19 protein-coding genes and 1 pseudogene are annotated in these 24,763 nt (G+C 69.1%); 14 read left to right on the forward strand and 6 right to left on the reverse strand.

Going from position 1 to position 24,763, the window contains the following annotated elements; all coding sequences use genetic code 11:
* Positions 1–343: 343 nt before the first annotated feature.
* The 4 genes from RTK35_RS21865 to RTK35_RS21880 form a co-directional block, all read right to left on the reverse strand.
* Positions 344–1,522: a vWA domain-containing protein gene (locus RTK35_RS21865; protein WP_044409328.1), complete on the reverse strand. Its 1,179-nt coding sequence runs from the start codon at positions 1,520–1,522 to the stop codon at positions 344–346.
* A 29-nt stretch (positions 1,523–1,551) separates the two neighbouring features.
* Complete coding sequence (locus RTK35_RS21870) at positions 1,552–1,947, reverse strand: GFA family protein (RefSeq protein ID WP_074968701.1); 396 nt, start codon at positions 1,945–1,947, stop codon at positions 1,552–1,554.
* Positions 1,948–2,008: 61 nt separating this feature from the next.
* A complete protein-coding gene (locus RTK35_RS21875; protein WP_044409321.1) occupies positions 2,009–2,854 on the reverse strand; it encodes an AAA family ATPase in 846 nt (281 codons plus the stop codon).
* Between the two features lie 142 nt (positions 2,855–2,996).
* Entirely contained in the window at positions 2,997–4,124 is a 1,128-nt protein-coding gene (locus RTK35_RS21880; protein ID WP_316908980.1) for a DUF748 domain-containing protein, read from the reverse strand.
* 133 nt (positions 4,125–4,257) lie between these two features.
* Between RTK35_RS21880 and cysK the strand changes: the two genes are divergently transcribed.
* Positions 4,258–5,232 (forward strand): cysteine synthase A, encoded by a 975-nt coding sequence (gene cysK / locus RTK35_RS21885; protein WP_044409315.1) that lies wholly within the window; start codon positions 4,258–4,260, stop codon positions 5,230–5,232.
* 64 nt (positions 5,233–5,296) lie between these two features.
* Here the strand turns inward: cysK and RTK35_RS21890 are convergent, their stop codons facing one another.
* On the reverse strand, positions 5,297–8,503 hold the full coding sequence (locus tag RTK35_RS21890; protein ID WP_316908981.1) for a PKD domain-containing protein: 3,207 nt from the start codon (positions 8,501–8,503) through the stop codon (positions 5,297–5,299).
* Positions 8,504–9,037: 534 nt separating this feature from the next.
* On the opposite strand from RTK35_RS21890, the gene RTK35_RS21895 reads away from it, so the two are divergent.
* The 8 genes from RTK35_RS21895 to RTK35_RS21930 all read left to right on the forward strand — a co-directional run bounded on the left by RTK35_RS21895 (position 9,038) and on the right by RTK35_RS21930 (position 18,746).
* A complete protein-coding gene (locus RTK35_RS21895) occupies positions 9,038–9,127 on the forward strand; it encodes a K(+)-transporting ATPase subunit F (protein ID WP_069566518.1) in 90 nt (29 codons plus the stop codon).
* An 8-nt stretch (positions 9,128–9,135) separates the two neighbouring features.
* Complete coding sequence (gene kdpA / locus RTK35_RS21900) at positions 9,136–10,836, forward strand: potassium-transporting ATPase subunit KdpA (protein WP_044409313.1); 1,701 nt, start codon at positions 9,136–9,138, stop codon at positions 10,834–10,836.
* A gap of 12 nt (positions 10,837–10,848) precedes the next feature.
* Complete coding sequence (gene kdpB / locus RTK35_RS21905; protein WP_316908982.1) at positions 10,849–12,903, forward strand: potassium-transporting ATPase subunit KdpB; 2,055 nt, start codon at positions 10,849–10,851, stop codon at positions 12,901–12,903.
* Positions 12,904–12,982: 79 nt separating this feature from the next.
* On the forward strand, positions 12,983–13,534 hold the full coding sequence (kdpC, locus tag RTK35_RS21910) for a potassium-transporting ATPase subunit KdpC (protein WP_044409304.1): 552 nt from the start codon (positions 12,983–12,985) through the stop codon (positions 13,532–13,534).
* Positions 13,531–16,176 carry a sensor histidine kinase gene (locus RTK35_RS21915; RefSeq protein ID WP_282888095.1) on the forward strand — a complete coding sequence of 882 codons (2,646 nt, stop codon included), beginning with the start codon at positions 13,531–13,533 and terminating at the stop codon, positions 16,174–16,176. Before kdpC ends, RTK35_RS21915 begins: the two co-directional genes overlap by 4 nt.
* 103 nt (positions 16,177–16,279) lie before the next feature.
* Positions 16,280–16,969: a response regulator gene (locus RTK35_RS21920; RefSeq protein ID WP_074968720.1), complete on the forward strand. Its 690-nt coding sequence runs from the start codon at positions 16,280–16,282 to the stop codon at positions 16,967–16,969.
* 105 nt (positions 16,970–17,074) lie between these two features.
* The gene (gene glsB / locus RTK35_RS21925; protein WP_044409287.1) at positions 17,075–17,983 is read left to right on the forward strand and encodes a glutaminase B; all 909 of its coding nucleotides are present in this window, start codon (positions 17,075–17,077) and stop codon (positions 17,981–17,983) included.
* Positions 17,984–18,077: 94 nt separating this feature from the next.
* Positions 18,078–18,746, forward strand: a complete 669-nt coding sequence (locus RTK35_RS21930; protein WP_316908983.1) for a phytanoyl-CoA dioxygenase family protein — start codon at positions 18,078–18,080, stop codon at positions 18,744–18,746.
* A gap of 24 nt (positions 18,747–18,770) precedes the next feature.
* Here the strand turns inward: RTK35_RS21930 and RTK35_RS21935 are convergent, their stop codons facing one another.
* Positions 18,771–19,796, reverse strand: a complete 1,026-nt coding sequence (locus RTK35_RS21935; protein ID WP_316908984.1) for a patatin-like phospholipase family protein — start codon at positions 19,794–19,796, stop codon at positions 18,771–18,773.
* Positions 19,797–19,959: 163 nt separating this feature from the next.
* Between RTK35_RS21935 and RTK35_RS21940 the strand changes: the two genes are divergently transcribed.
* The 5 genes and pseudogenes from RTK35_RS21940 to RTK35_RS30640 all read left to right on the forward strand — a co-directional run bounded on the left by RTK35_RS21940 (position 19,960) and on the right by RTK35_RS30640 (position 24,720).
* Entirely contained in the window at positions 19,960–20,238 is a 279-nt protein-coding gene (locus RTK35_RS21940) for a hypothetical protein (protein WP_222901493.1), read from the forward strand.
* Positions 20,239–20,402: 164 nt separating this feature from the next.
* The gene (locus RTK35_RS21945) at positions 20,403–21,827 is read left to right on the forward strand and encodes an MFS transporter (protein ID WP_316908985.1); all 1,425 of its coding nucleotides are present in this window, start codon (positions 20,403–20,405) and stop codon (positions 21,825–21,827) included.
* 69 nt (positions 21,828–21,896) lie between these two features.
* Positions 21,897–22,505, forward strand: coding sequence for a flavin reductase family protein (locus RTK35_RS21950; RefSeq protein ID WP_236212571.1), 609 nt, complete (start codon positions 21,897–21,899; stop codon positions 22,503–22,505).
* Between the two features lie 1,210 nt (positions 22,506–23,715).
* Positions 23,716–23,862, forward strand: a pseudogene (locus RTK35_RS30635) (HAMP domain-containing protein); the annotation flags it as partial.
* 15 nt (positions 23,863–23,877) lie between these two features.
* Positions 23,878–24,720 carry a methyl-accepting chemotaxis protein gene (locus RTK35_RS30640; protein WP_410478705.1) on the forward strand — a complete coding sequence of 281 codons (843 nt, stop codon included), beginning with the start codon at positions 23,878–23,880 and terminating at the stop codon, positions 24,718–24,720.
* Positions 24,721–24,763 lie beyond the last annotated feature (43 nt).

Below are 24,763 nucleotides of genomic sequence, written 5' to 3' on the forward strand. Positions count from 1 at the left end.
TTTATGCCACGCATCGAGCGGTGGGGCAGGGACAATGCCCCTTCAGGAGGCCGAGCGGAATCGTTGTGGAAGGGGTTGAGCGACATGGATGTCGCGAGAGCGCTGTCGGGCCATGGATGGCGCCGTCAGCGCGGGCCCCTGGAACAGCGATGGAGGGAGGGAACCCGACGTAGTCGGGCCGTATGCAGGGGCAAGTTTTTTGGTTCCTTTTCAACGATTGGAAAAGGGACTCGCCCGGGAGGGCGAAACCAAAAACATCAGTTGAACTCGCTAATCAGCTAGGTCTGAGAGTACGAGAACATGACGCCGCCAAAGAAAAGGGCCCTTCCGGGCCCTTTCTTTTTCACTTGGAGAGAAAGCGCATCCCTTCCTCCAGCCCCTGCAGGGTGAGGGGGAACATCTGGTCGTTGATCAGCTCCCGCACCAGCCCGGTGGAGGCGGTGTAGTTCCAGGTGTCCTTGGGGTAGGGGTTGATCCAGATGAGCTTCTTGTACTTCTCCATGAAGCGCTTCATCCACACGTAGCCCGGCTCTTCGTTCCAGTGCTCGACGCTGCCGCCGGCCTGGGTGATCTCGTAGGGGGCCATGGCGGCGTCGCCGACGAACACCACCTTGTAGTCGGCGCCGTACTTGTGCAGCAGGTCCTGGGTGGAGGTGCGCTCGGAGGTGCGGCGCAGGTTGTTCTTCCACACCGACTCGTAGACGAAGTTGTGGAAGTAGAAGTACTCCAGGTGCTTGAACTCGGTCTTGCAGGCGGAGAACAGCTCTTCGCAGACCTTCACGTGGGCGTCCATGGAGCCGCCGATGTCCAGCAGCAGCAGGAGTTTCACGGTGTTGCGCCGTTCGGGGCGCATCTGGATGTTGAGCAGGCCAGCATCGCGGGCGGTGTGGTCGATGGTGCCGTCCAGGTCCAGCTCTTCCGCTGCGCCTTCACGGGCGAACTTGCGCAGGCGGCGCAGGGCGACCTTGATGTTGCGGGTGCCCAGTTCCACCTGGTCGTCGAGGTTCTTGTACTCGCGCTGGTCCCAGACCTTGGCGGCCTTGCCCTGGCGCTTGCCGGCGTCGCCGACGCGGATGCCCTCGGGGTTGAAGCCGCCGGAGCCGAAGGGGCTGGTGCCGCCGGTGCCGATCCACTTGTTGCCGCCGGCGTGGCGTTCCTTCTGTTCTTCCAGGCGTTTCTTGAATTCTTCGATGAGCTTGTCCAGCCCGCCGAGGGACTGGATCTGCGCGCGCTCTTCGTCGGTGAGCAGGCGCTCGAATTCCTTGCGCAGCCACTCTTCGGGGATCAGCGCCTCGATGTGCTCGTTGAGGTTCTCCAGGCCCTTGAAGTAGGCGGAGAAGGCGCGGTCGAACTTGTCGAAGTGGCGTTCGTCCTTCACCAGCACGGTGCGGGCGAGGTAGTAGAACTCGTCCATGTCGGCGAAGACGACGTTGTGCTTGAGCGCGTTGATCAGGTCCAGCAGTTCGCGAACCGAGACCGGCACCTTGGCGGCGCGCATTTCGTTGAACAGGTTGAGCAGCATGGCTGCACCCTCTTGCTAGCGGTGGGGCCTCAGGAACGGGATTCCTGGGGCAGGCCGTCGGCGATGGCGTACCAGTCGGCCTTGGATTCTGTGTAGATGTGCTTCTGCGGGACGTCACCCAGGGGCGAGTCCAGGGTGCCCAGGGCCACCGAGACCCACTTGGGGTGCGGGTGGTCGGCGAACCATTGCAGGTTGCTGCCGCACTGGCGGCAGAAGGTCCGGGTCACGTGGGGGGAGGAGTGGAACGCGGCCACCTGGTCCTGCCCTGCGGTGAAACGGAAGTGCTCGCGCCGCACGTTGCCGTAGCTGGCGAAGGCTGCGCCATGGCCCTTGCGGCACTGGCCGCAATGGCAATGGGTGGCGGATTCGATGGGCGCGTCGATCTGGTACTTCACCGCGCCGCACAGGCAGCTGCCGTTATGCATGGCTGGGGCCTCCTTGGTGGGCGGTTGAACCCTCTCCCGTGGAAGGGAGAGGGAGGCAGCCTCAGCGGCTGGCGCGGCGCGCCATGAAGGCCAGGCGTTCGAGCAGCATCACGTCCTGCTCGTTCTTCACCAGGGCGCCGGCCAGCGGCGGGATGGCCTTGGACGGGTCGCGCTCGCGCAGTACGGCCTCGCCGATGTTGTCGGCCATCAGCAGCTTCAGCCAGTCCACCAGCTCGCTGGTGGAGGGCTTCTTCTTCAGGCCCGGGACCTTGCGCACGTCGAAGAACACGTCCAGCGCCTCGGCCACCAGCTCGCCGCTGATGTTGGGGTAGTGGACGTCGACGATCTTCTTCAGCGTCTCGCGGTCGGGGAAGGCGATGTAGTGGAAGAAGCAGCGGCGCAGGAAGGCGTCCGGCAGTTCCTTCTCGTTGTTGGAGGTGATGATGATGATCGGGCGCTGCTTGGCCTTGATGGTCTCGTTCGTCTCGTAGACGTAGAACTCCATCTTGTCGAGTTCCTGCAGCAGGTCGTTGGGGAACTCGATGTCGGCCTTGTCGATCTCGTCGATCAGCAGGATCACGCGCTCGTCGGCCTCGAAGGCCTCCCAGAGCTTGCCTTTCTTGATGTAGTTGCGGACGTCGTGGACCTTGTCGGAGTTGAGCTGGGAGTCGCGCAGGCGGCTCACGGCGTCGTACTCGTACAGGCCCTGGTGCGCCTTGGTGGTGGACTTGATGTGCCAGGTGATCAGCTTGGCGCCGAAGGCTTCGGCCAGCTGCTCGGCGAGCATGGTCTTGCCGGTGCCCGGTTCGCCCTTGACCAGCAGCGGGCGTTGCAGGGTGATCGCGGCGTTGACGGCGAGCTTGAGGTCGTCGGTGGCGACGTAGGACTGGGTGCCTTCGAACTTCATCAGGTAATCCTCGAACGGTAACGACCGGCAGTACCGGGCGCGCGGTATCAGGTGGAGGCGCCGACTATAGCGTGAGCCCCGGCGCACTGTGAACGCAGACGGGGCATTCAGTCACTGAATGGGCGGTCACGGTCCTTGCAGCCTAGTCCGCCCTGGCGGCGGCGGGGCCCTGTCCTCCGGTGGGTCGTGTGGCGTCATCGCGCTCGGGCGGGGCACGTTCGAAGCGCGGGGTGAAGGCTTCGACGAAGGCGTTGCGCAGGATGGCGATGAACGCCTGGAAGGCGCTGACGTCCTGCTGGTGCACGTTGCCGCTGAGTTCCACGCGGGTGGCGAACTGGTCGCGGCGCTGGTTCTTCAGCAGGGTCTCGCCGCCGCCGACGAGGGCCTCCCAGAGGGCGCGGAGCACGCCCTTGTCTTCGTTCTCCACGTCCTGGCGCCAGTCGAACACGTCCACATCGTGCAGCAGTGGCTTGATGTAGCCGCTGAGCCGGGCGTTGTCGGCGCGGGCTTCGATCACCAGGTCGCCCTGGCCCCGGCGGAAGTCGAAGCGGCCGTAGGCGCGGGCCAGGTCGTTGAGCCGGGGCAGGTCGATGTCGCGGGCGCGCAGGCGCAGCTGGAAGTCCTCGAAGTTCTTGAACGGGTCGAAGGTGGCCTCCACCTCCAGGGGCGCATGGCCGAGCAACTGGGCGCGGCCCTCGAAGCGGGCCACGCGCTCGCCCTGGCTGTCGGCGACGTTGGTGAGGTTGTAGAGGCTGGCGTTCACCTGGCTGGCGTCCAGGTCCACCCTGGGGGTGGAGGTGAAGTTGTGGAAGGCGATGCGGCCGTCCAGCACGCGCAGTTCGTTGAGGGTGATGGGCAGCAGTTTGTTCAGCTGGTCGCGCCAGTCCGTGCCGGCACCGGTCTGGGACTGGCGCTTGTCGGCACCGCCGTCGACGAAGTTCAGTTCGGGGGCCTCGAACACCACCCGCGCGACCACGGCGCGGTCCTGCCAGAGCGCCTGCCAGCTCACCGCCAGGTCGATGCCCGGCGCGTCCAGCAGCGGCACCGGCACGCTGCCGTCGGCCTTGACGATGGACAGGCCGTTGATGCGGTACGCGCCGCGCCACCAGGCCAGGTCGATGTCGTCGATGTGGCCGCGGTACTCGCCCATGTCGGCGAGCTTGCCGTTGAGGTAGTCACGGATCAGCCAGGGCAGCGTCAGCTGGGCCACCAGCAGGAGCAGCAGGAGGGTGAGCAGGGCCTTGAGCGGCCAGCCATAGCGTCGCTTCATGGGGGGCTTCCGGCGTTTGGCACATGTCCGATGGACTGTGCCGGCGCCATTCGGTTCGGCTGGACTGCCGGGGCACCTGGGCATAGGCTGGGCCCCTTTCTCCCATCGACCCGCCACCTTCGAGGACCGGTTCATGAGCCGCATCTACGCAGATAACTCCAAGGCCATCGGCAACACGCCGCTGGTGATGATCAACCGCCTGGGCCCCAAGGGCGTGACCATCCTCGCCAAGATCGAGGGGCGCAACCCGGCCTACTCGGTGAAGTGCCGCATCGGCGCCAGCATGATCTGGGACGCGGAAGAGAGCGGCCGCCTGCGCCCGGGCATGACCCTGGTGGAGCCCACCTCGGGCAACACCGGCATCGGCCTGGCCTTCGTCGCGGCGGCGCGGGGCTACAAGCTGATCCTCACCATGCCGGCCTCCATGAGCCTGGAGCGGCGCAAGGTGCTCAAGGCCCTGGGCGCCGAGCTGGTGCTTACCGAACCGGCCAAGGGCATGAAGGGCGCCATCGAGAAGGCGGCCGAGATCGCCGCCGGCAACCCCGAGCAGTACCTGCTGCTGCAACAGTTCGAGAACCCGGCCAACCCGGCCATTCATGAGAAGACCACCGGCCCGGAGATCTGGAACGACACCGACGGCGCCATCGACGTGCTGGTGGCCGGCGTCGGCACCGGCGGCACCATCACCGGCATTTCCCGCTACATCAAGCAGCAGCGCGGCAAGCCGATCCTCTCGGTGGCGGTGGAGCCGGTGACTTCGCCGGTGATCAGCCAGACCCTGGCCGGTGACGAGGTGAAGCCCAGCCCGCACAAGATCCAGGGCATCGGTGCCGGCTTCGTGCCGAAGAACCTGGACCTGTCCATCGTCGACCGCGTCGAGCAGGTCAGCGACGAGGAGGCCAAGGCCATGGCCCAGCGCCTGATGCGTGAGGAAGGCATCCTCTGCGGCATTTCCTGCGGGGCGGCGATGGCTGCCGCCGTGCGCCTGGCCGAGAAGCCGGAGATGCAGGGCAAGACCCTGGTGGTGATCCTCCCTGACTCGGGCGAGCGCTACCTGTCCACCATGCTCTTCGACGGCCTGTTCACCGAGCAGGAACTGCAGCAGTAACCCGCTGCCCGCAATGAAAGAGGCCGCCCACTGGGCGGCCTCTTTCGTTTGGCGGGGTTGGGAGTTACCGGCAGGCGCCCTCGTCACGCCAGACCTTGCCGCTGCCGTCGGCACCGGTGAAGGCCGGGTTGCCGGGCTCGTTGCCCTTGGTCCACCAGCGGGCGGTGTAGGTGCGGCCCTTGTGGGTCACCTTGTTGCCTTCCCAGTAGGTGCCCGAGGTGCTCCAGGGGCTGGCACAGGTACCGGGTTGCTGGCCGGCCTCGGCCTTCACCCGGACCTTGTGGGTGCGGGTCACTTCGTGGTGGCCGTTGCCCAGGGTGAGGGTGAAGGTGTAGTCGGCATCCTTGTCCAGGCGCGGCGCGGTGAAGCTGAGGCCGGCGCCGTCGCTCTGGAAGGCGAGGGCAGGGTTCACGCTCCAGCGGTAGCGGAGGTTGAGTCCGTTCGGGTCTGTCGATCCGGCGGCACTGAGCTGCACGCGGTCACCAGCCTTGGCTTCTGCCGGTCCGCTGATGGCTGCCACGGGTGGCAGGATCGCCGGAGCCTCGGCCTTTACCCGGACCTTGTGGGTGCGGGTCACTTCGTGGTGGCCGTTGCCCAGGGTGAGGGTGAAGGTGTAGTCGGCGTCCTTGTCCAGGCGCGGCGCGGTGAAGCTGAGGCCGGCGCCGTCGCTCTGGAAGGCGAGGGCAGGGCTCACGCTCCAGCGGTAGCTGAGGGCCAGCCCGTTCGGGTCGCTGGAGGCAGAGGCGCTGAGCTGCACACGGTCACCGGCCTTGGCATCCCCCGGCCCGCTGATGGCGGGCACCGGCGGCAGGATCACCGGCGGCTGTTCGGGCGTGCCGCTGGCCTCGCAGGGGCCCAGGTCACGCCAGACCTTGCCGCTGCCGTCCGCCCCGGTGGAGGCGGCGGTGCCGGGCTCGTTGTTGCGCGTCCACCAGCGGGCTTCGTACAGGCGGCCTTTCCACTGGGCCTTGTGGCCTTGCAGGTACTCGGTGCCGGGTTGCCAGGTGGCTTCGCAGGTGGCGCCGGCGCCGCTGGCAGCCTTGACCAGCAGCTCGTGCACGCGGGTAGTGGTCTGCTTGCCGTTGCTGACCGTCACGCTGAAGCGGTAGCGGGTGTCGCTGCTGTGCTCCGGGGCCTTGAGGGTCAGGCGCGGGCCGTCGATGTCGAAGTCCAGCGCCGGGGTCACGGACCAGCTGTAGCTGAGGGCGCTGCCCTGGGGATCGCTGGAGCCGGAGGCGTCCAGCTGCACCTTCTGGCCGGCTTCGGCCGAGGCCGGGCCCTGGATCACCACCACCGGCGGCTTGCCGGCGTCCTCGGCTTTCAGCGGGGCGGCCTGGGCCTCGTTGCTGGCGCTGAACTCGCCCTGGCCGAGCAGGGTCCAGTTGCCGTTGGGGTTGTCGCTGCCGTAGATGCGGTAGCCCTTGATGTTGCCCTCCATGTCGCGCACCTGCTGGGGCAGGTAGTTGAGGCTGGAGAAGCGCTGCTCGCCACCCAGGTCGATGACCATCTGGTGGGGGTAGCGGTCACCGGGCACGGTGCTCCAGTAGGAGCTGGTGTTGCCGTCGATGGCGTGGGCGCCGCTCGCTGAGGCGGGGACGGCGCTGCTGACTGAGTGCACCCGCCAGCCGTCACGGGACAGCAACCGGCCCTGGGCGTCCGCCAGGTGCAGCTCGGCGGCGCTGGCGCGCTCCTTGCCATCGATGGAGGACTCGGCCACCAGCTTCAGGTAGCGCGCCTGGGCGGTGTCCTGGGTGGCGGCGTAGAGGGCGCCGTCCAGGTAGATGTCGTCCACCGGGTTGTTGGGTTCTGCGCGGATCGCCAGGTGCCAGCGGCCCGGGGCCGGGTTGTCCAGCGCCAGGAAGGGGTGGTTGTTCAGCGTCGAACGGGCGTCGAACTGGGCGTCGCTGGGCAGGGCGCCACGGCGCAGCAGCAGTTGCGAGCGGCCGTTGCCCCGGTCGTAGCCCTCGCCATGGGCGGTGCTGATCAGCAGGCGCCGGCTGCCCTCGGGCACGTCGATGACGAAGTTGCGCCATTGGTTCTTGGCCAGGCTGACCCGCTCCTTCAGCACCTCGCGCTTGATCTCCTCGGCCAGGGGCACGACCGCCGGGCTGTAGGCCGACATGCGTGCCGCGTTCTCGCGCCAGACCCTGGCCATGTTGGCAGTGCTGGCATCGCCCAGGGGGATCCCCTGCACGTCGCGCAGGTCCGGGTTGGAGTAGAAGGGCACATGGTTGCCGCAAAGGATGGTGCCGACCCGGCCGTTGTTGTAGCCGAAGCGGTAGCTCTTGCCGTCCGGGCAGTGGCTGCCGCCGGCGTTGTGGGCCACTTCGTGGCGGAAGGTGGTGGGGGAGTTGATGTAGTTGATCGAGTAGCGCCCCGGCACGTAGGCCCAGCCAATGGCGGTGTCGACGCCTGGGGTGCCCATGATGAAGCCGGCCACCAGGTCTGGGCTGTACTGACGCATGCCATCGCGGAACAGCGTCGACAGCTTGGCGAGGGTGTCGGTGGTGATGGGGTGGTCGTCCGCGATCACCTGGGTGCCCACCAGGCGTATGCGTACCCCTTCGACCTGGGACTGCTTCAGGGCGCGGTTGACCAGGGCCACCTGGGCCAGGGCATAGGCCTCGTGGTCGCGGATGTAATTGGCGGCTTTCTGGGAGAAGCCGGCCAGCAGGTCGATCACGATCTCCCCGGCCTGGCTACGGTCCACCAGCAGGCTGCGCTTGCCGCGCTGCTCGAGGATGCCCGGGACTTCTTCGAGCACCTGCTCGACGTAGTCGACCTGGCTCGGGTGGAAGGCGTGCGGGGTGTCGAAGCGGGTCAGCACCTGCTCGCCGTCGGCCGAGCCACGGATGATGGCGTTGGCCTCGGGCAGCAGGGCGACGAAGCTGCCGTTGTCCCGCGCAGCGAGGAAGAACTCACCAGGGCCCGAGAGGCTGCGAGCCGCCCCCAGGGTCTGGCCGACGTACACGCTGAGCCCGGCTTGATGCTCGATGGGTTCGGCACTGGTGCGCAGCAGGCTCAGGCCTGCCTCCTGGCGCAACTGCTCGGTGCCCAGGGCGGCGACACCGCTGCGCGCCGTGCCCGGCTTGAGGGCCTGCAGGTCGATGAACTGGCCGGTGAGGGTGACTTCCCGCGTGGCGCTGGCGTGGTGGGCAGTGGCGGAGTCGGCCGCAGTGGCCGTTGCCACCGGCAGGGCCGCCAGGGTGCCCAGTGAGGCTGCCCAGAGGCAGATGCCTCGGCAGACGGGGTTGATCTTGAAGCTCGGCATAAAGCACTCCTGAGCCTGCACCGCCCGAAGGCGCGCGGGCTCGCCAGCCTGTGGCTGGTGTTCGTTCAGTGGGAGGGTTGGTTGCCGGCGCGCCGATGGTAGGCACGGCCTCGGGCCGCTGTAAAAGAAGCGGGGGGATTTTCGGACAGGTCCGAACCGGGCGGTTCGGCAGGGTGTTTCCCGCTGCCGGGATGGATCACGTCGGCGGCGTTTTGGCACTCGGCAGCGGACGTGGGAGGGGGTAGGCGGTGGACGGTCGGGGGCGCAGGACTTCGGCTGGAGCGCTCCGCTTCCGACGCGTTCTGCCGACTCGCATGGCTCGTCCGCCTGAAGGGCACTGTCCCCGCCCGAGCCTTCCTCGCTTCGCGTCAGCGCGGCGTGCTGCCCAGGCGCTGGGAGTCCGGCAGACGGGCACTTGGCCCACTTCTTTACGCGATCTTTATGCCGCCAGGCCCTTCCGTGGCTCGTTCCTTTACGCCCCCCTTGTCGAGAATTTGCCCAAAGCGGCGCCGTCCGCATCACGGAGCACTACACATGAGCATTCTCGACGGGTTGTCCCTGGCCATGGCCACGGGGCTTTTCATCTACCTGCTGGTCGCGCTGCTGCGCGCCGAGCGTGGCTAGGGGGCGCCATGGACGTACAGGACTACGGCCTGATCCTGGCCTTCTTCCTCCTGGTGCTGGTGCCGGCGCCCTTCATCGGGCGCTACATCTACCGTGCCATGGAGGGTGAGCGAACCTTCCTGACCCCGCTGTTCGCCCCGGTGGAGCGCCTGTGCTACCGCATCGCCGGCGTCGACCCGCAGCGCGAGCACGACTGGAAGACCTACACCCTGGCCCTGCTGGCATTCAACGCCGCCGGGCTGGTGCTGCTGTTCAGCATCCTCACCCTGCAGCACCTGCTGCCGCTGAACCCGCAGCACCTGCCGGGGCTGGAATGGAGCCTGGCGTTCAACACCGCCGTCAGCTTCGTCACCAACACCAACTGGCAGTCCTACAGCGGCGAGGCAAGCCTGAGCTACTTCAGCCAGATGGTCGGCCTGGGCGTGCAGAACTTCGTCAGCGCCTCGGTGGGCCTGTGCGTGCTGGTGGCCCTGGCCCGTGGCATCGCCCGGCGCAGCACGCGGGACCTGGGCAACTTCTGGGTCGACCTGACCCGGGGCACCCTCTATGCGCTGCTGCCGCTGTGCCTGCTGCTGGCGCTGTTCCTGGTGTGGCAGGGCGTACCGCAGACCTTCGCCGACTACGTCAGCGCCAAGACCCTGGGCGGCACCGACCAGGTCATCCCCCTCGGCCCGGCCGCCAGCCAGATCGCCATCAAGCAGCTCGGCACCAACGGTGGTGGCTTCTTCGGCGTGAACTCCAGCCACCCGTTCGAGAACCCCAGCGCCTGGAGCAACCTGTTCGAGGTGGCGTCGATCATCCTGATCCCCGCCGCGCTGGTGTTCAGCTTCGGCCACTACGTGAAGGACCTGCGCCAGAGCCGCGCGCTGCTGGCCTGCATGCTGGTGCTGTTCGCCGTCGGTCTCAGCGTCACCCTGTGGGCGGAGTTCCGCCCCAACCCGGCCCTGGCCGCGCTGCCCATCGAGCAGGTGGGTTCGCTGGAGGGCAAGGAGGCGCGCTTCGGCACCGCCGCTTCGGCACTCTGGGCGGTGACCACCACGGCCGCGTCCAACGGCTCGGTGAACGCCATGCACGACAGCTTCAGCGCCCTGGGCGGCATGGTGCCGATGTTCAACATGATGCTCGGCGAGGTGATCTTCGGCGGGGTCGGCGCAGGCCTCTACGGCATGCTGCTGTTCGTGCTGATCGCGGTATTCCTCGCCGGCCTGATGATCGGCCGCACCCCCGAATACCTGGGCAAGAAGCTGGAAGCCCGCGAGGTGCGCCTGCTGGTGGCCACGCTGCTGGTGATGCCGGTGGGCGTGCTGGTCTTCTGCGCCCTGGCGGTGAGCCTGCCGGGCCCGGCGGCCTCCATCACCAACCCGGGTGCCCATGGCTTCAGCCAGGCGCTGTACGCCTACACCTCGGGCACCGCCAACAACGGGTCGGCGTTCGCCGGGCTGGGGGCCAACACGGTGTTCCACAACGTGATGATCGGCCTGGCCATGCTGCTCGGGCGCTTCGGCTACATCCTCCCGGTGCTGGCCATCGCCGGCAGCCTGGCGGCGAAGAAGCGCGCGCCGGTCGGCGCCGACAGCTTCCCCACCCACGGCCCGCTGTTCGTCACTTTGCTGACCCTGACCATCCTGCTGGTGGGTGGCCTGACCTTCCTCCCGGCATTGGCCCTCGGGCCCATCGCCGAACACCTCGCGCAGCTCCAGGGCTTCTAACGGAGAACCATGATGAACGCCCCTCTGAAGGCGCCCAAGGTCGGCGCCAAGCAACCCTCCGCCACCACCGTCGCCGCGCTGTGGAAGCCGGCGCTGGTGCAGGCCTTCGTCAAGCTCGACCCGCGCCAGCTGAAGCGCTCGCCGGTGATGCTGGTGGTGGAGCTGACCGCGGTGCTGACCACCGTGCTCTGCTTCATCCCCAACCCGGCGGTGTCCCTCGGCCTGGCGCTGCAGCTCGCGCTGTGGCTGTGGTTCACCGTGCTCTTCGCCAACTTCGCCGAGGCCCTGGCCGAAGGCCGTGGCAAGGCCCGCGCCGACAGCCTCAAGGCTGGCAGCCAGGGCCTTGGCGCCCGTCGCCGCACGGCCTCCGGTGCCTTCGAGACGGTGCCGGCCAGCAGCCTGCGCCGGGGCGACATCGTCCGCGTCGAGGCCGGTGAGCTGATCCCCGGTGACGGCGAGGTGATCCAGGGCATCGCGGCGGTCAACGAGGCCGCCATCACCGGCGAATCCGCACCGGTGATCCGCGAGTCCGGCGGCGACCGCTCGGCCGTCACCGGCAACACCCGCGTGGTGTCGGACTGGCTGCTGGTGAAGATCACCGCCAACCCCGGGGAGTCGACCCTGGACCGCATGATCGCCCTGGTGGAAGGCGCGCGCCGGCAGAAGACGCCGAATGAAGTGGCGCTGGACATCCTGCTCATCGGCCTGACGCTGATCTTCCTGCTGGTAGTGGCCACCCTGCAGCCCTTCGCCCGCTTCGCCGGTGGCGACCTGCCGCTGGTGTACCTGGTGGCGCTGCTGGTGACGCTCATCCCCACCACCATCGGCGGCCTGCTCTCGGCCATCGGCATCGCCGGCATGGACCGCCTGGTGCGCCTCAACGTCGTTGCCAAGTCCGGCCGTGCCGTGGAAGCGGCAGGGGACGTGCACGTGCTGCTGCTGGACAAGACCGGCACCATCACCTTCGGCAACCGCCGCTGCAGCGCGATGGTCAAGGCCCCCGGCATCAGCGGCAAGGAACTGGCCGACGCGGCGCTGCTGGCCTCCCTGGCCGACGACACGCCGGAAGGCAAGTCCATCGTCGAGTACCTGCGTGCGCTCAATACCCTGGAGGAGCCGGCCCGCGAGGCCGTCACCGCCATCGCCTTCAGCGCCGAGACGCGCCTCTCCGGTGCCGACTGGAACGGCCACCGCTACCGCAAGGGCGCCGTGGACGCGGTGCTGGCCTGGGTCGGCATGGAGCGCGACGGCATGCCCGAGGTGCTCGCCCGCGAGGTCGAGCGCATCGCCCAGGGCGGCGGCACGCCGCTGCTGGTGGCCGCCGACGGCCGCCTGCTGGGAGCCATCCACCTCAAGGACGTGGTCAAGCCCGGCATCCGCGACCGCTTCGCCGAGCTGCGCCGCATGGGCATCCGCACCGTGATGGTGACCGGTGACAACCCGCTGACCGCCGCCGCCATTGCCGCCGAAGCCGGGGTGGACGACGTGATCGCCGAGGCCACGCCGGAGAAGAAGCTGGCGCGCATCCGCTTCGAGCAGGGCGAAGGCAAGCTGGTGGCCATGTGCGGCGACGGCGCCAACGACGCCCCGGCGCTGGCCCAGGCCGACGTGGGCCTGGCGATGAACGACGGCACCCAGGCCGCCCGCGAGGCCGCCAACCTGGTGGACCTGGACTCCGACCCGACCAAGTTGCTGGACGTGGTGCAGGTGGGCAAGGAGCTGCTGGTGACCCGGGGCGCGCTGACCACCTTCTCGGTGGCCAACGACGTGGCCAAGTACTTCGCCATCCTCCCCGCGCTGTTCGCCGGCATCTACCCGCAGCTGGGCGTGCTCAACCTGATGCAGCTGCACAGCCCGCAGAGCGCCATCCTCTCGGCCATCGTGTTCAACGCGCTGATCATCATCGCGCTGATCCCCCTGGCCCTGCGCGGGGTGCGCATCCAGGCCGCAGACGCCGCCAGCCTGCTGCGCCGCAACCTGCTGATCTACGGCCTGGGCGGGCTGGTGGCGCCCTTCGTCGGCATCAAGGTGATCGACGTGCTGCTCACCGTCATCGGCCTGGTGTGACGCCATTCCCCTCCTACCAGGGGAGGCCCGGGGGCACACCCGCCCCCGGTCGCTTTCGCTTTCCATCGAGGAACTGAATATGCTTTCGCAACTTCGACCCGCCCTGAGCCTCCTGGCCCTGATGACCCTGATTACCGGCGTCGCCTACCCCCTCACCGTGACCGGCATTGCCCAGGTGGCCTTCCCCGAGCAGGCCAACGGCAGCCTGGTGCGCGATGCCCAGGGCGAGGTGCGTGGCAGCCGCCTGCTGGCCCAGCCCGTGGACGGCCCGCAGTGGTTCCAGCCGCGCCCCTCCGCTGGCGACTACGCCACCGTATCCAGCGCGGCCAGCAACCTGGCGCCGAGCAACCCGGCCCTGGCCGAGCGCATCAACAAGGACGCCAACCGCCTGCTGGCCGACGCCCAGGGGCCGGTGCCGATGGCCCTGGTGACCACCTCCGGTAGCGGCCTCGACCCGCACCTGCCGCCGGCCGCCGCGCGCTACCAGATCCCGCGCATCGCCGCCGCCCGCCACCTGCCGCCCGAGCAACTGGAGCGCCTGGTGGAGCGCTACACCGAACGGCCGGCCATCGGTGAGCCGGTGGTCAACGTCCTGGCCCTCAACCTGAGACTGAACGAGATGCCCGAATGAGTGATGCCGGCCGCGCGGATGCGCTGTTGGCCGAACTGCCCCACGAAGGGCGTGGCCGCCTGAAAGTCTTCCTCGGTGCCGCGCCCGGCGTGGGCAAGACCTACGCCATGCTCCAGGCCGCCCAGGCGCAACGGCGCCAGGGCGTCGACCTGCGCGTGGGCGTGGTGGAGACCCACGGCCGCAGCGAGACCGAGGCGATGCTCGCCGGCCTGCCGCAACAACCCCAGCGGCGCCTGGAGTACCGGGGCGTGCCGCTGACCGAGATGGACCTGGACGGCCTGCTGGCCCACCCGCCACGCCTGGCCCTGGTGGACGAGCTGGCTCACAGCAACGCCCCCGGCAGCCGCCACGCCAAGCGCTGGCAGGACGTGCAGGAGCTGCTGGCCGCCGGCATCGACGTGTACACCACGGTCAACGTGCAGCACCTGGAGGCCCTCAACGACCAGGTGTTCGACATCACCGGCGTGCAGGTGCGCGAGACGGTGCCGGACTGGGTGCTGCAGGAGGCGGACGAGATCCTCCTCATCGACCTGCCGCCTCGCGAGCTGCTGGAGCGCCTGCGCGAAGGCAAGGTCTACGTGCCGGAACAGGCCCGCGCGGCCATCGACGCCTTCTTCTCCCAGACCAACCTCACCGCCCTGCGCGAGCTGGCCATGCAGACCGCCGCCGCGCGGGTGGATGCCGACCTGGCGCGGCGCTACCGCCTGCAGGGCCAGGAGGCACCGCCGGTGCGCGGCCGCCTGCTGGTGGGCGTAGACGGCGACGACCAGGCCGAGCGCCTGGTGCGCCATGCCTGCCGGGTGGCCGAGCGCCGCCACCTGCCCTGGAGCCTGGTGCACGTGGACACCGGCCGCACCCGCAACGAAGACAGCCGCGCCCGCCTGCAGGCCGCCCAGCAACTGGCCGAGCGCCTGGGCGGGGAGGTGGTGACCCTGCGTGCCGAGGCCGTGGCCTCGACCCTGCTGGCCCACGCCCGCGAGCGCCGCGCCAGCCTGCTGCTGGTGGGGCGCAGCCGTCAGCGCCTGCGCCGTCGCTGGCTGGGCCGGGGCGTGGCGGAACGCCTGTTGCGCCATGGCCAGGGGCTGGAGATCAGCGTGCTCGACACCGACCCGGACGCCCGCCCCGCACCCAATGGGCGCGATCCCGTGCCGACGGGCGACTACGGCCTGGCGCTGGGCGCGGTGCTGGCCGCCAGCGGCATCGCCTGGGGCGCGCACCTGGTGCTGGCGCTGCCGAACATCTCCCTGGTGTTCCTCGCCGCCGTGCTGCTGGTGGCGGTGCGCAGCAGCCTGGCCCCGGCGCTGGTGTGCGCCGGGCTGTCGTTCCTGGCCTATGACTTCCTGTTCATCCCGCCGGTGTTCTCCCTGACCATCGCCCGCCAGGAAGACGTGCTGACCCTGCTGTTCTTCCTGCTCATGGCCGGGCTCACCGGCAACCTCGCCTCGCGCCAGCGCCGCCAGGTGCAGGCCCTGCGCAGCACCCAGGCGGAAACCACGGCGCTGCTGGACCTCTCGCGCAAGCTCACCGCCGCCACCGACCGCCAGGCGGTGATGAAGGCGGCCACCCAGCAGTTCGAGGCCTGGAACGACCTGGAAGTGTGTTTGCTGGGCCGTGGCCGTGACGGGCTGTGGAAGATCGAAGCCGGCGTGCAGCGCCTGCTGGCGGACCAGGAGCGGGCCGCCGCCGACTGGTCCTGGCAGCACGAACAGAGCGCCGGCCTGGGCACCGGCACGCTGCCGGGCGGGCGCTGGTGGTGGCTGCCGCTGAGCGGCGAGGACGGCCCGCTGGCTCTGCTCGGCGTGGCCCCGCGTGATGGCCAGCCGCTGTCCGCCGAGCGCCGCCGCCTGCTGGCCGCCCTGGGCCAGCCGCTGGCCCAGGCCCTGGCTCGCGCCCAGTTGGCGGAGGACCTGGAGGCCGCGCGCCTGCACGGCGAGACCGAGCAGCTGCGCAGCGCGCTGCTGGCGTCCGTCTCCCACGACCTGCGCACGCCGCTGACGGCCATGCGCGGCTCCATCGACAGCCTGCTGGCCCTGGGCGAGGCGATCCCCCTGGCGGACCGCCGCGAGCTGCTGGAGGGCACCCGCGACGAGGCCGAGCGCCTGGACCGCTACATCCAGAACTTGCTGGACATGACACGCCTGGGCCACGGCGGCCTCAAGCTCGCCCGCGACTGGGTGGCGCCGGTGGACATCGTCGCCAGCGCCCTGCAACGCCTGCGCCCGGTGCTGGCGCCACTGAAGGTGGAGACGCAGGTGCCCGAGGCGCTGCCGCTGCTCTACGTGCACGCGGCACTCATCGAGCAGGCGCTGGTCAACGTGCTGGAGAATGCCGCGCGCTTCTCGCCCACCGGCGGCCGCCTGCGGGTGGCGGTGGAGGCGGGCGACGACGAACTGCGCCTGGCGGTCAGCGACGAAGGCCCCGGCATCCCGGTGGCCGAGCGCGAGCGCATCTTCGACATGTTCTACACCGCTGCCCGGGGCGACCGGGGCGGGCAGGGCACTGGCCTGGGCCTGGCCATCTGCCAGGGCATGGTCGGCGCCCACGGTGGCCGCGTCAGCGTCGGTGAGGGGCTGGAGGGTCGGGGGACTACGCTGACCCTGCACCTGCCGTTGCACCCGCAGCCGGTGCTGGAGGAGGAGTGATGGCGGGGCGCTGGCGGAAAGGGACGGCGGGGCCGTCCTTCGCGAATGAATTCGCTCCCACAAGGATGCGAGCCGGACTGGCAATCGATGTGATGAATCACCCATGACGACTCCCCAATCAACCGTGCTGGTCATCGACGACGAAGCACAGATCCGCAAGTTCCTGCGCATCAGCCTGGCGTCCCAGGGGCACAAGGTGCTCGAAGCCGCCAACGGCACCGAGGGCCTGGCCCAGGTGGCCCTCGGCCGGCCCGACCTGGTGGTGCTGGACCTCGGCCTGCCGGACATGGACGGCCAGGCTGTGCTGGCCGAGCTGCGCCAGTGGTCCCACGTGCCGGTGCTGGTGCTCTCGGTGCGGGCCAGCGAGGGCGAGAAGGTGCTGGCGCTGGACAACGGCGCCAACGACTACGTGACCAAGCCCTTCGGCATCCAGGAGTTCCTCGCCCGGGTACGGGTGCTGCTGCGCCAGGGCGGCGGCGAGCCCCAGGAGGCCAGTGTGAGCAGCGGCCCGCTGCACCTGGATTTCGCCTACCGCCGCGTCACCCTGGACGGCCAGGAGGTGGCCCTGACCCGCAAGGAGTACGCCGTGCTCGCCCAGCTGGCGCGGCACCTCGGGCGGGTGGTGACCCAGCAGCAACTGCTCAAGGACATCTGGGGCCCCACCCATGTCGAGGACACCCACTACCTGCGGGTGGTGGTGGGCCACCTGCGGCAGAAGCTCGGCGACGACCCGGCCGCACCGCGTTTCATCGTCACCGAGGCCGGCGTCGGTTACCGCCTGCTTGAGGGTTAGGGGCATCCTGTCGCGGTTTTGCGACGGCGCTGTGTTGCGCGCGGTGAATCCGTCGTCTAGCGCTTATTCCTGACCCGCTTGGTTACCCGTTCGGACCCTCTCACGATGCAAGCCCTGCTCGACGACATCCTCGATCACGTACGCCCCCTCATCGGCACCGGCAAGGTCGCCGACTACATCCCGGCCCTGGCGCGGGTTTCCGCCAACCAGCTGGGCATCGCCGTGTACGGCAACGACGGCCAGCTGTACACCGCCGGCGACGGCCACCTGCCGTTCTCCATCCAGAGCATTTCCAAGGTGTTCAGCCTGGTGCAGGCCTTCCAGCATTCCGGCGAGGCCATCTGGGAGCGCCTGGGCCACGAGCCGTCGGGCCAGCCGTTCAACTCGCTGGTGCAGTTGGAGTTCGAGCGTGGCGTGCCGCGCAACCCCTTCATCAACGCCGGGGCGCTGGTGATCTGCGATATCAACCAGTCGCGCTTCGCCGCGCCGAGCCTCTCCATGCGCGATTTCGTGCGGCGCCTCTCGGGCAACCCGGAGGTGGTGTCGGACGCGGTGGTGGCGCGCTCGGAGTACGAACACCGCTCGCGCAATGCCGCAGCGGCCTATCTGATGAAGTCCTTCGGCAACTTCCACAACGACGTGGAGGAGGTGCTGCGCAGCTACTTCCACCACTGCGCGCTGTGCATGAGCTGCGCCGACCTGGCGCGGGCCTTCAGCTTCCTGGCCAACGAGGGCGTCAACGTGCACAGCGGCGAAACCGTGCTGAGCGCCCGGCAGACCCGCCAGGTGAACGCGCTGATGGCCACCAGCGGGCTCTACGACGAGGCCGGCAACTTCGCCTACCGCGTCGGCCTGCCGGGCAAGAGCGGCGTCGGCGGCGGCATCGTCGCCGTGGTGCCTGGGCAGTTCACCGTGTGCGTCTGGTCGCCGGAGTTGAATGCATCCGGCAACTCGGTGGCCGGCATGGCGGCGCTGGAGGAACTCTCCGCGCGGATCGGCTGGTCGATCTTCTGACGATGATCAATGCCGGTGGGGCGCGGATCGGTTGATCATCCGCCGCACCGGATCACCCCCAGCCACGGCCACCGATAGGGACATCGAGCACGCCATGAACGAACGCGAACAGCTTCACCGGGATGGCTTCGCGCTGCTGCGCGGGGCGGTGCCGGCCGATTGGCTGGAGGGCCTGCGCAGCGCCTTCGACGCCGGGGTGAAACCCTCCGCCGAATGGCCGGTGCCGCGCGGCCAGGATTGGCAGCACGCACTGCTGGACCTCGACTCCGGCGTCCGCGCGGTGTGCCGTCTGCCGGCGCTGCTCGCCGTGGTGGGCGCGTTGATCGGCGAGCGCTTCTTCCTCGCCCAGGTGGAAGGGCGCGAGCCCCTGCCCAACGGCGGCAGGCAGCGGCTGCACCGGGACTTCTCCGCCGAGCGCCCCGGCGACACCGTCAACGCCCTGGTCTTCCTCGACGACTACGGCCCCGACAACGGCGCCACCCGCCTCATCCCCGGCAGCCACCGCCCCGACCTGGCAGGGCCTCCCGTCGACTTCGACGACGAATCCCATGCGATTCAACTGAGCGGCTCGGCGGGCGACATCCTCGTCTTCGACGCCGACCTGATCCACGCCGGCAGCCTCAATCGCCTCGGCAGCCGACGCCGCACCCTGCTGGTCGCCTACTTCGCCGCGCCCCTCTACGCCCAGCACCAGGCCACCGCCGCGCTGCGCTATGTGCGGATGGAGCCTGTGGAGTATTTCGAGGTGGGGCGGCGTGGCTAGCTGAGCAGTGCCGCTTGTAAAGGCTCAGTGCAACTCCTCATACCGCTCCAGCGTATCCCGCGCGATCTGCCGGCCCAGCTGGATCAGCTCCGGCGCTTTGTAGAACTCGAAGAAGCGGCAGACGCGCTTGGGCACGTTGATGAGGATGTCCGGCGGGTAGCCGGCGATCTTGTATTGGGCGAGGGAGGTCTGCATGACCTCGAAGCTCTGGTTGACCAGCTCCAGCAGGGAGGCGGGGCCGACGCTGGCGACCACCTGGGAGCCGCTGGCCGAGCGAGGTGCGCCTTCGCGTTCCGGGGCGGCGGCGGGTTGCTGGGCCTGGGGGCGGGCGCTGTCGTCGGTCCACGGGTCGGGCAGGGCGGGGAGGGTGGCGATGGCGTCGGGTTCCTCCTCGTCGTTGCGGCGGCGGAAGGGCAGGCGATCGCCCAGGGAACTGATGAGCTGGTCCAGGCGCCCCTTGAGGGCGGGGGAGCGTTCGATCACCGGGAGCTGGTACTGCTTCTGGTTGGTGGCGTTGAGGTTGACCGCGATGATCAGGTCGCAATGGCTGGAGACCACCGGGACGATCGGCAGCGGGTTGAGCAGGCCGCCGTCCACCAGCATCCGCGAGCCCTGCATCACCGGGGTGAAGAGGCTGGGGATGGCCGCCGAGGCGCGCATGGCCTGGTGCAGGCAGCCTTCCTGGAACCAGATTTCCTGCTGGTTGGTGAGGTCGGTGGCGACGGCGGTGAAGGGGATGGGCAACTGCTCGATGTCGATCTCGCCGACGATTTCGCGGATGCGGCCGAACACCTTTTCCCCGCGGATGGCCCCCAGGCGGAAGCTGACATCCAGCAGGCGCAGGACGTCGAGGTAGTCGAGGCTCTCGGTCCACTCGCGGTATTCATCGAGCTTGCCGGCGGCGTAGATGCCGCCCACGACGGCGCCCATGGAGCAGCCGGCGACGCAGGCGATTTCGTAGCCCCGCGCCTCCAGTTCCTGGATCACCCCGATGTGGGCATAGCCCCGGGCACCGCCCGATCCGAGCACCAGTGCGACGCGTTTGCTCATGCTGCTGTCATCCGTTTCTTTCAGAATGCGCCAGACAATACCTGTCGAGTCCTAGGGCAGCCAAGCGGCGACCGAGCATTGCGTGACCCCGTGGAATCTTTTGGCGGAGCGGCCAGTCTGAGTAGACTGATGGCCATTTCCCATGCAGCCGAGGAGGAAAACCATGAAAGCCTGGATCAGCCTGTCCCTCGTTGCCCTTGCCCTCGTGGGGTGCGCTGGCAAGACGGCGTACCGCGAGAGCTGCGGCAGCCAACTGGATGCCGCCTGGCGTGAGCTCGACCTGGCCAAGGCCGAGGGCTTCGCCGGTACCGTGAGCTATTCCAAGGCCCTGAGCCTGCTGACGGCGGCCAAGACCCAGCAGCAGTTCGAGGGGTTCCAGGGCTGCACGGAGAAGGCCGAGAAGGCGCGCTTCTACATCCGCGAGTCCCGCGCGGGCCGCTGAAAACCGTGGGTGAACGAGCCGGGGCGTGCCCCGGCTTTTTTGTGGCCGCGAGAAGGCCATAGGCAGTGCCTATCGGCTTTATCAAAGAAATTTCTTGTTTAATTTGTCGGGCGATTTCTAATATCCAAGTCATTGCTTGGATAAAGGCCATGGAGAGACGCCTGATGACGACTGCCACTTCTTCCCCGGAAACCCCTTCCACTGCCTCCTGGGGCGATCTTTTCAGCGGGCGGAACGGCCTGCTGGCCGTTGCGCTGACCGGCAGCGTGGCGCTGCACGCGATCAACGTTCATATCGTCACCACCGTGCTGCCGTCGGTGGTGCGTGAGATCGGCGGGCTGGACTGGTACGCCTGGAACACGACCCTGTTCGTGGTGGCGTCCATCATCGGCGCGGCACTGTCGGTGCGGGTGCTGGCGGGCAGCGGGCCGCGAGGCGCCTGCCTGGCGGCGCTGGCCTTGTTCAGCCTGGGCACCATGGGTTGCGCCACGGCACTGTCGATGCCGTGGATGCTGGCGGCCCGTGCGGTCCAGGGGTTGGGCGGGGGGCTGTTGGCGGCCCTGAGTTATGCGCTGATCCGTGTGGTGTTCGAACCGCCGTTGTGGCCCCGCGCGGTGGCGCTGGTGTCAGGTATGTGGGGCGTGGCGACGCTGTGCGGGCCGGCGGTGGGCGGGCTGTTCGCCGAGGCTGGGCACTGGCGCTGGGCGTTCTGGTCGCTGCTGCCGGTGGCGGCGGCCCAGGCCCTGCTGGTGGCGCTGCAGCTCGGCCCGCGTGAGCGTGGCACTGGGGCACCGCCCCGGGTGCCGGTGCTGCAGATCGTCCTGCTTGCCGCCTCGGTGCTGGCGGTGGCTACGGCCAGTCGCGCCGGGCACCTGGCCTGGCAGGGGGGCGGAGTGGTCCTGGGGCTGGCGCTGGGGGCCCTGGCCCTGCGGGTGGATCGCCAGGCGCGGGTGCGTCTGCTGCCCAGCGGCAGTGCATCCCTGGGCGCGCCCCTGGGGGCGGCCTACGCCTGCGTTGCGCTGTTGCTGGTGGGCACCACCACCGAGATTTTCGTGCCGTACTTCCTGCAGGTGCTGCACGGCCAGACGCCGCTGCTGGCGGGCTACCTGACGGCGGCGATGGCGGCCGGCTGGAGCATCGGCTCGCTGACCTCCTCGGGGCGCGAGGGGCGCCAGGCCAATGGCCTGCTGCGCACTGGGCCGCTGTTCTGCGTGGCGGGCCTGGCGGCGTTGGCGGTGGTGTTGCCCCTGGGCAGTGACTGGAGCGCCATGTTGCGGACGCTGCTCGCTGCGCTGGCGTTGGCGGCAGTGGGGGCGGGGGTCGGCATGGGCTGGCCGCACCTGCTCACCCGGGTGATGGCCCTGGCTCCCAAGGGCGAGGAAGACGCTGCGTCCACTGCCATCACCACCGTGCAGCTCTACGGCATGGCCATCGGCGCGGCGGTGGCGGGGCTGGTGGCCAACGCGGCCGGCCTGATCGAACCCGGCGGCGAGGCCGGTGCGCGGTCGGCGGCCGTCTGGCTGTTCAGCGGCTTCATCCTTGCGCCGGCCCTGGCCGCCTGGCTGGTAAGGCGCGTGGCAGAGCGCTGAGACGGTTGCGTCGGGCAGGCGAGGGCGGGGCATAATCCGGCCTCGCCTTTGCCGTTGCCGGAGCACCTGATGCAACTCGACTTCTCCACCCTCACGCCCCTGGAGGCCTACCGCTGGCTGGCCTCCACCGTGACCCCGCGCCCCATCGCCTGGGTCTCCAGCCTGTCGGCCAGTGGTGTCGCCAACCTGGCGCCGTTCAGCTTCTTCCAGGTGATCAGCGACGACCCGCCGACGCTGATGGTCAACGTCGGCAGCCGTGATGACGGCAGCCTCAAGGACACCCTGCGCAACGTGCAGGAAACCGGCGAGCTGGTGATCCACCTGGTGCCGTTCGCCTTCGCCGAGGCGATGAACGCCACCGCTGCACCGTTGGCGTACACGGTGAGCGAGTTCGAGGCCTGCGGCATCGAGCACGAGCCGTCGCTGCGGGTGGCTCCGCCCCGGGTCAAGGGCGCGCCGGTCGCCTTCGAGTGCCGCCTGCTGGAGGCGCAGCCGTTCCCCCGCGACAACCCCAACTGCCACCTGATCTTCGCCGAGGTGCTGCTGGCCCATATCGATGACGGGGTGCTCACCGAGCAGGGGCGCGTCGATACCCAGGCGCTGGACCTGGTAGGCCGCCTGGGCGGCAGCGCCTATGTGCGCACCCGCGACATCTTCAACATGGTGCGCCCCACCTGACCCGCCCGGCCCCGCACCATTGCGGGGCCTTTCGCACGCGCCTGTGCGATCTCGACCGGCTTCTGACGCCGCGACTTTGACGACCTGCCGCCGAATGGTCTGAAAGCGACCTCTGCATATCCAAAAAAACCAGCTAGCGTGGGATTGGCGCGGTCATGGCTTGTCGCCAGCAGGGGCGCGCTCCTAAGTTCGCGCTGTTGTCCGGGGTGGCGAGCGCGTCGACCCGGTTACCGGCATGGAGGGAAGCAGCATGGCATCGGTTGTCCAACGGGGTATCGCCAGCCTGGGCACGGCGGCCAAGCTGGCACTCGGCTTCGGCGTGGTGCTGGCGCTCACGGCAGTGGTGGCGGCCACCGGCTACCTGGCACTGCGCAACGTGGCGGCCGGGGCGGCGCTGCTGGAGCGCATGGACGCCCTGGGCGGCGAGGTGCAACGCATGCGCCTGGTGGAGAAGGACTACGCCCTGACCGGCGATGCCAAGCGCGCCGAGGCCCTGCGCCAGGCGACCCAGACCCTGCTCGAACACAACGAGGCCCTGAAGGGCGACGTGGATGCCGCCAGCCGCCAGGCCCTGGACGAAGTGGCCGGGGCGGTGGGCGGCTACCGCGCGGCCTTCGACCGCTATGTGGAGCTTTCCGACAACATGCGCCTGGCGCTGGAGGCGGCCAACTGGCTGGTGGTCAGCGCCTCCAACAGCCTCGATGTGCTGCAGTCGGGTCTCAACGAGGACGGCATCGACCTGCTGAAAAGCTCCCAGGGTGCAGAGGGCGCGGACATGGTGGCGCAGGGCGGCGAGATCAGCCGCATCTACCAGTCCCTGCTGTTGGCGCTGAATCAGGCCCGTACGCGCCTGGAGCAGAGCCGCAGCACCGGGGAGGCCGCCGATACCCAGATCCAGGAAGCGCTGGACGCCCAGAAGCTCGCCGGTGAGCTGCGCGACCGCATGCAGGACCCGGGCTACGCCGCCGTCCTTACCGAGGTGATCGGCAACATCGACTCCTTCAACGAACGCCTGCGCGAGTACACCGAGAACCTGCAGCAGCAGAAGCGCGAGTTCCAGGGCCTGACCGCCGGGGCCGAGGCCATGGTCGCGGCCGTGGACAAGGCACGTGACCACCAGGAGCAGGCCATGCAGGACCAGCAGCGTGGCAGCTCGCTGCTGATCATCGGCGGCAGCGCGCTGGCGCTGCTGATCGGCCTGGCGGCGGCGATGCTCATCGCGCTGCTGATCGTGCGGCCGCTCAAGCGGGTGATCGAGGTGGCGCAGCAGATCTCCGCCGGCGACCTCAGCGGCGACATCGAGGTGGGCCGCAGCGACGAGGTGGGTCAGCTGCTGGAGGCCATGCGCGCCATGTCGGCCAACCTGCGGAACATGGTCGGCCAGCTGCAGGGCGGGGTGCAGCAGATTTCCAACTCGGCCCAGGCGCTGTCCGCCGTCACCGAGCAGACCCGCGTCGGGGTCAACGGGCAGAAGCAGGAGACCGACCAGGTCGCCACCGCCATGAGCCAGATGACCGCCACCGTGCACGAGGTGGCGCGCAACGCCGAGGCCGCTGCGGCCTCCACCCACAGCGCCGACACCCGCGTAGCCAGCGGCAACGAGGTGGTGCGCCAGAGCCGGGGGCGCATCGACCAGTTGGCCAGGGCGATGGAGATCACCACCCAGAGCATCGAGCAGCTCAGCCAGGAGGCGCAGAGCATTGGCGCAGTGCTGGACGTGATCAAGAGCGTGGCCGAGCAGACCAACCTGCTGGCGCTCAACGCTGCCATCGAGGCGGCGCGGGCCGGCGAGCAGGGCCGCGGCTTCGCCGTGGTGGCCGACGAGGTGCGGGCCCTGGCACGGCGTACCCAGCAGTCCACCGCCGAGATCGAGCGGCTGATCGGCACCCTGCGCGAAGGCGTGCGCCGCTCGGTGGAGACCATGCACCAGAGCGAGAGCCTGGTGCAGAAGACCGTGGAGGACGCCGGCCAGACCGAGGCGGCGCTCAACGGCATTGCCGAGGCCGTGTCCACCCTGCACCAGATGAACCAGCAGATCGCCGCCGCTGCCGAGCAGCAGACGGCGGTGGCCGAAGAGATCAACCGCAGCGTCACCAGCATCCGCGACATCGCCGACCAGTCCGCCGAGGCGATGGAGGAGACCGCCACCTCCAGCACCCGCCTGGCCGCTCTGGGGCGGGACCTGCAGGCGATGGCTGCGCACTTCAGGTTGTGACCGGGCCGACGTTTCCGTGATCGCGCGGCCTGTCGGCCCGGGC

It is taken from the genome of Pseudomonas sp. zfem003 (assembly GCF_032621675.1).
Lineage (GTDB): Bacteria > Pseudomonadota > Gammaproteobacteria > Pseudomonadales > Pseudomonadaceae > Metapseudomonas > Metapseudomonas otitidis.

Bases quoted from the DNA above. Each gene is read 5' to 3' on its own strand.
- RTK35_RS21865 (WP_044409328.1), bottom strand. From the start codon at position 1,522: ATGCTGCTCAACCTGTTCAACGAAATGCGCGCCGCCAAGGTGCCGGTC.
- RTK35_RS21870 (WP_074968701.1), bottom strand. From the start codon at position 1,947: ATGCATAACGGCAGCTGCCTGTGCGGCGCGGTGAAGTACCAGATCGAC.
- RTK35_RS21875 (WP_044409321.1), bottom strand. From the start codon at position 2,854: ATGAAGTTCGAAGGCACCCAGTCCTACGTCGCCACCGACGACCTCAAG.
- RTK35_RS21880 (WP_316908980.1), bottom strand. From the start codon at position 4,124: ATGAAGCGACGCTATGGCTGGCCGCTCAAGGCCCTGCTCACCCTCCTG.
- cysK (WP_044409315.1), top strand. From the start codon at position 4,258: ATGAGCCGCATCTACGCAGATAACTCCAAGGCCATCGGCAACACGCCG.
- RTK35_RS21890 (WP_316908981.1), bottom strand. From the start codon at position 8,503: ATGCCGAGCTTCAAGATCAACCCCGTCTGCCGAGGCATCTGCCTCTGG.
- RTK35_RS21895 (WP_069566518.1), top strand. From the start codon at position 9,038: ATGAGCATTCTCGACGGGTTGTCCCTGGCCATGGCCACGGGGCTTTTC.
- kdpA (WP_044409313.1), top strand. From the start codon at position 9,136: ATGGACGTACAGGACTACGGCCTGATCCTGGCCTTCTTCCTCCTGGTG.
- kdpB (WP_316908982.1), top strand. From the start codon at position 10,849: ATGAACGCCCCTCTGAAGGCGCCCAAGGTCGGCGCCAAGCAACCCTCC.
- kdpC (WP_044409304.1), top strand. From the start codon at position 12,983: ATGCTTTCGCAACTTCGACCCGCCCTGAGCCTCCTGGCCCTGATGACC.
- RTK35_RS21915 (WP_282888095.1), top strand. From the start codon at position 13,531: ATGAGTGATGCCGGCCGCGCGGATGCGCTGTTGGCCGAACTGCCCCAC.
- RTK35_RS21920 (WP_074968720.1), top strand. From the start codon at position 16,280: ATGACGACTCCCCAATCAACCGTGCTGGTCATCGACGACGAAGCACAG.
- glsB (WP_044409287.1), top strand. From the start codon at position 17,075: ATGCAAGCCCTGCTCGACGACATCCTCGATCACGTACGCCCCCTCATC.
- RTK35_RS21930 (WP_316908983.1), top strand. From the start codon at position 18,078: ATGAACGAACGCGAACAGCTTCACCGGGATGGCTTCGCGCTGCTGCGC.
- RTK35_RS21935 (WP_316908984.1), bottom strand. From the start codon at position 19,796: ATGAGCAAACGCGTCGCACTGGTGCTCGGATCGGGCGGTGCCCGGGGC.
- RTK35_RS21940 (WP_222901493.1), top strand. From the start codon at position 19,960: ATGAAAGCCTGGATCAGCCTGTCCCTCGTTGCCCTTGCCCTCGTGGGG.
- RTK35_RS21945 (WP_316908985.1), top strand. From the start codon at position 20,403: ATGACGACTGCCACTTCTTCCCCGGAAACCCCTTCCACTGCCTCCTGG.
- RTK35_RS21950 (WP_236212571.1), top strand. From the start codon at position 21,897: ATGCAACTCGACTTCTCCACCCTCACGCCCCTGGAGGCCTACCGCTGG.
- RTK35_RS30640 (WP_410478705.1), top strand. From the start codon at position 23,878: ATGGTCGGCCAGCTGCAGGGCGGGGTGCAGCAGATTTCCAACTCGGCC.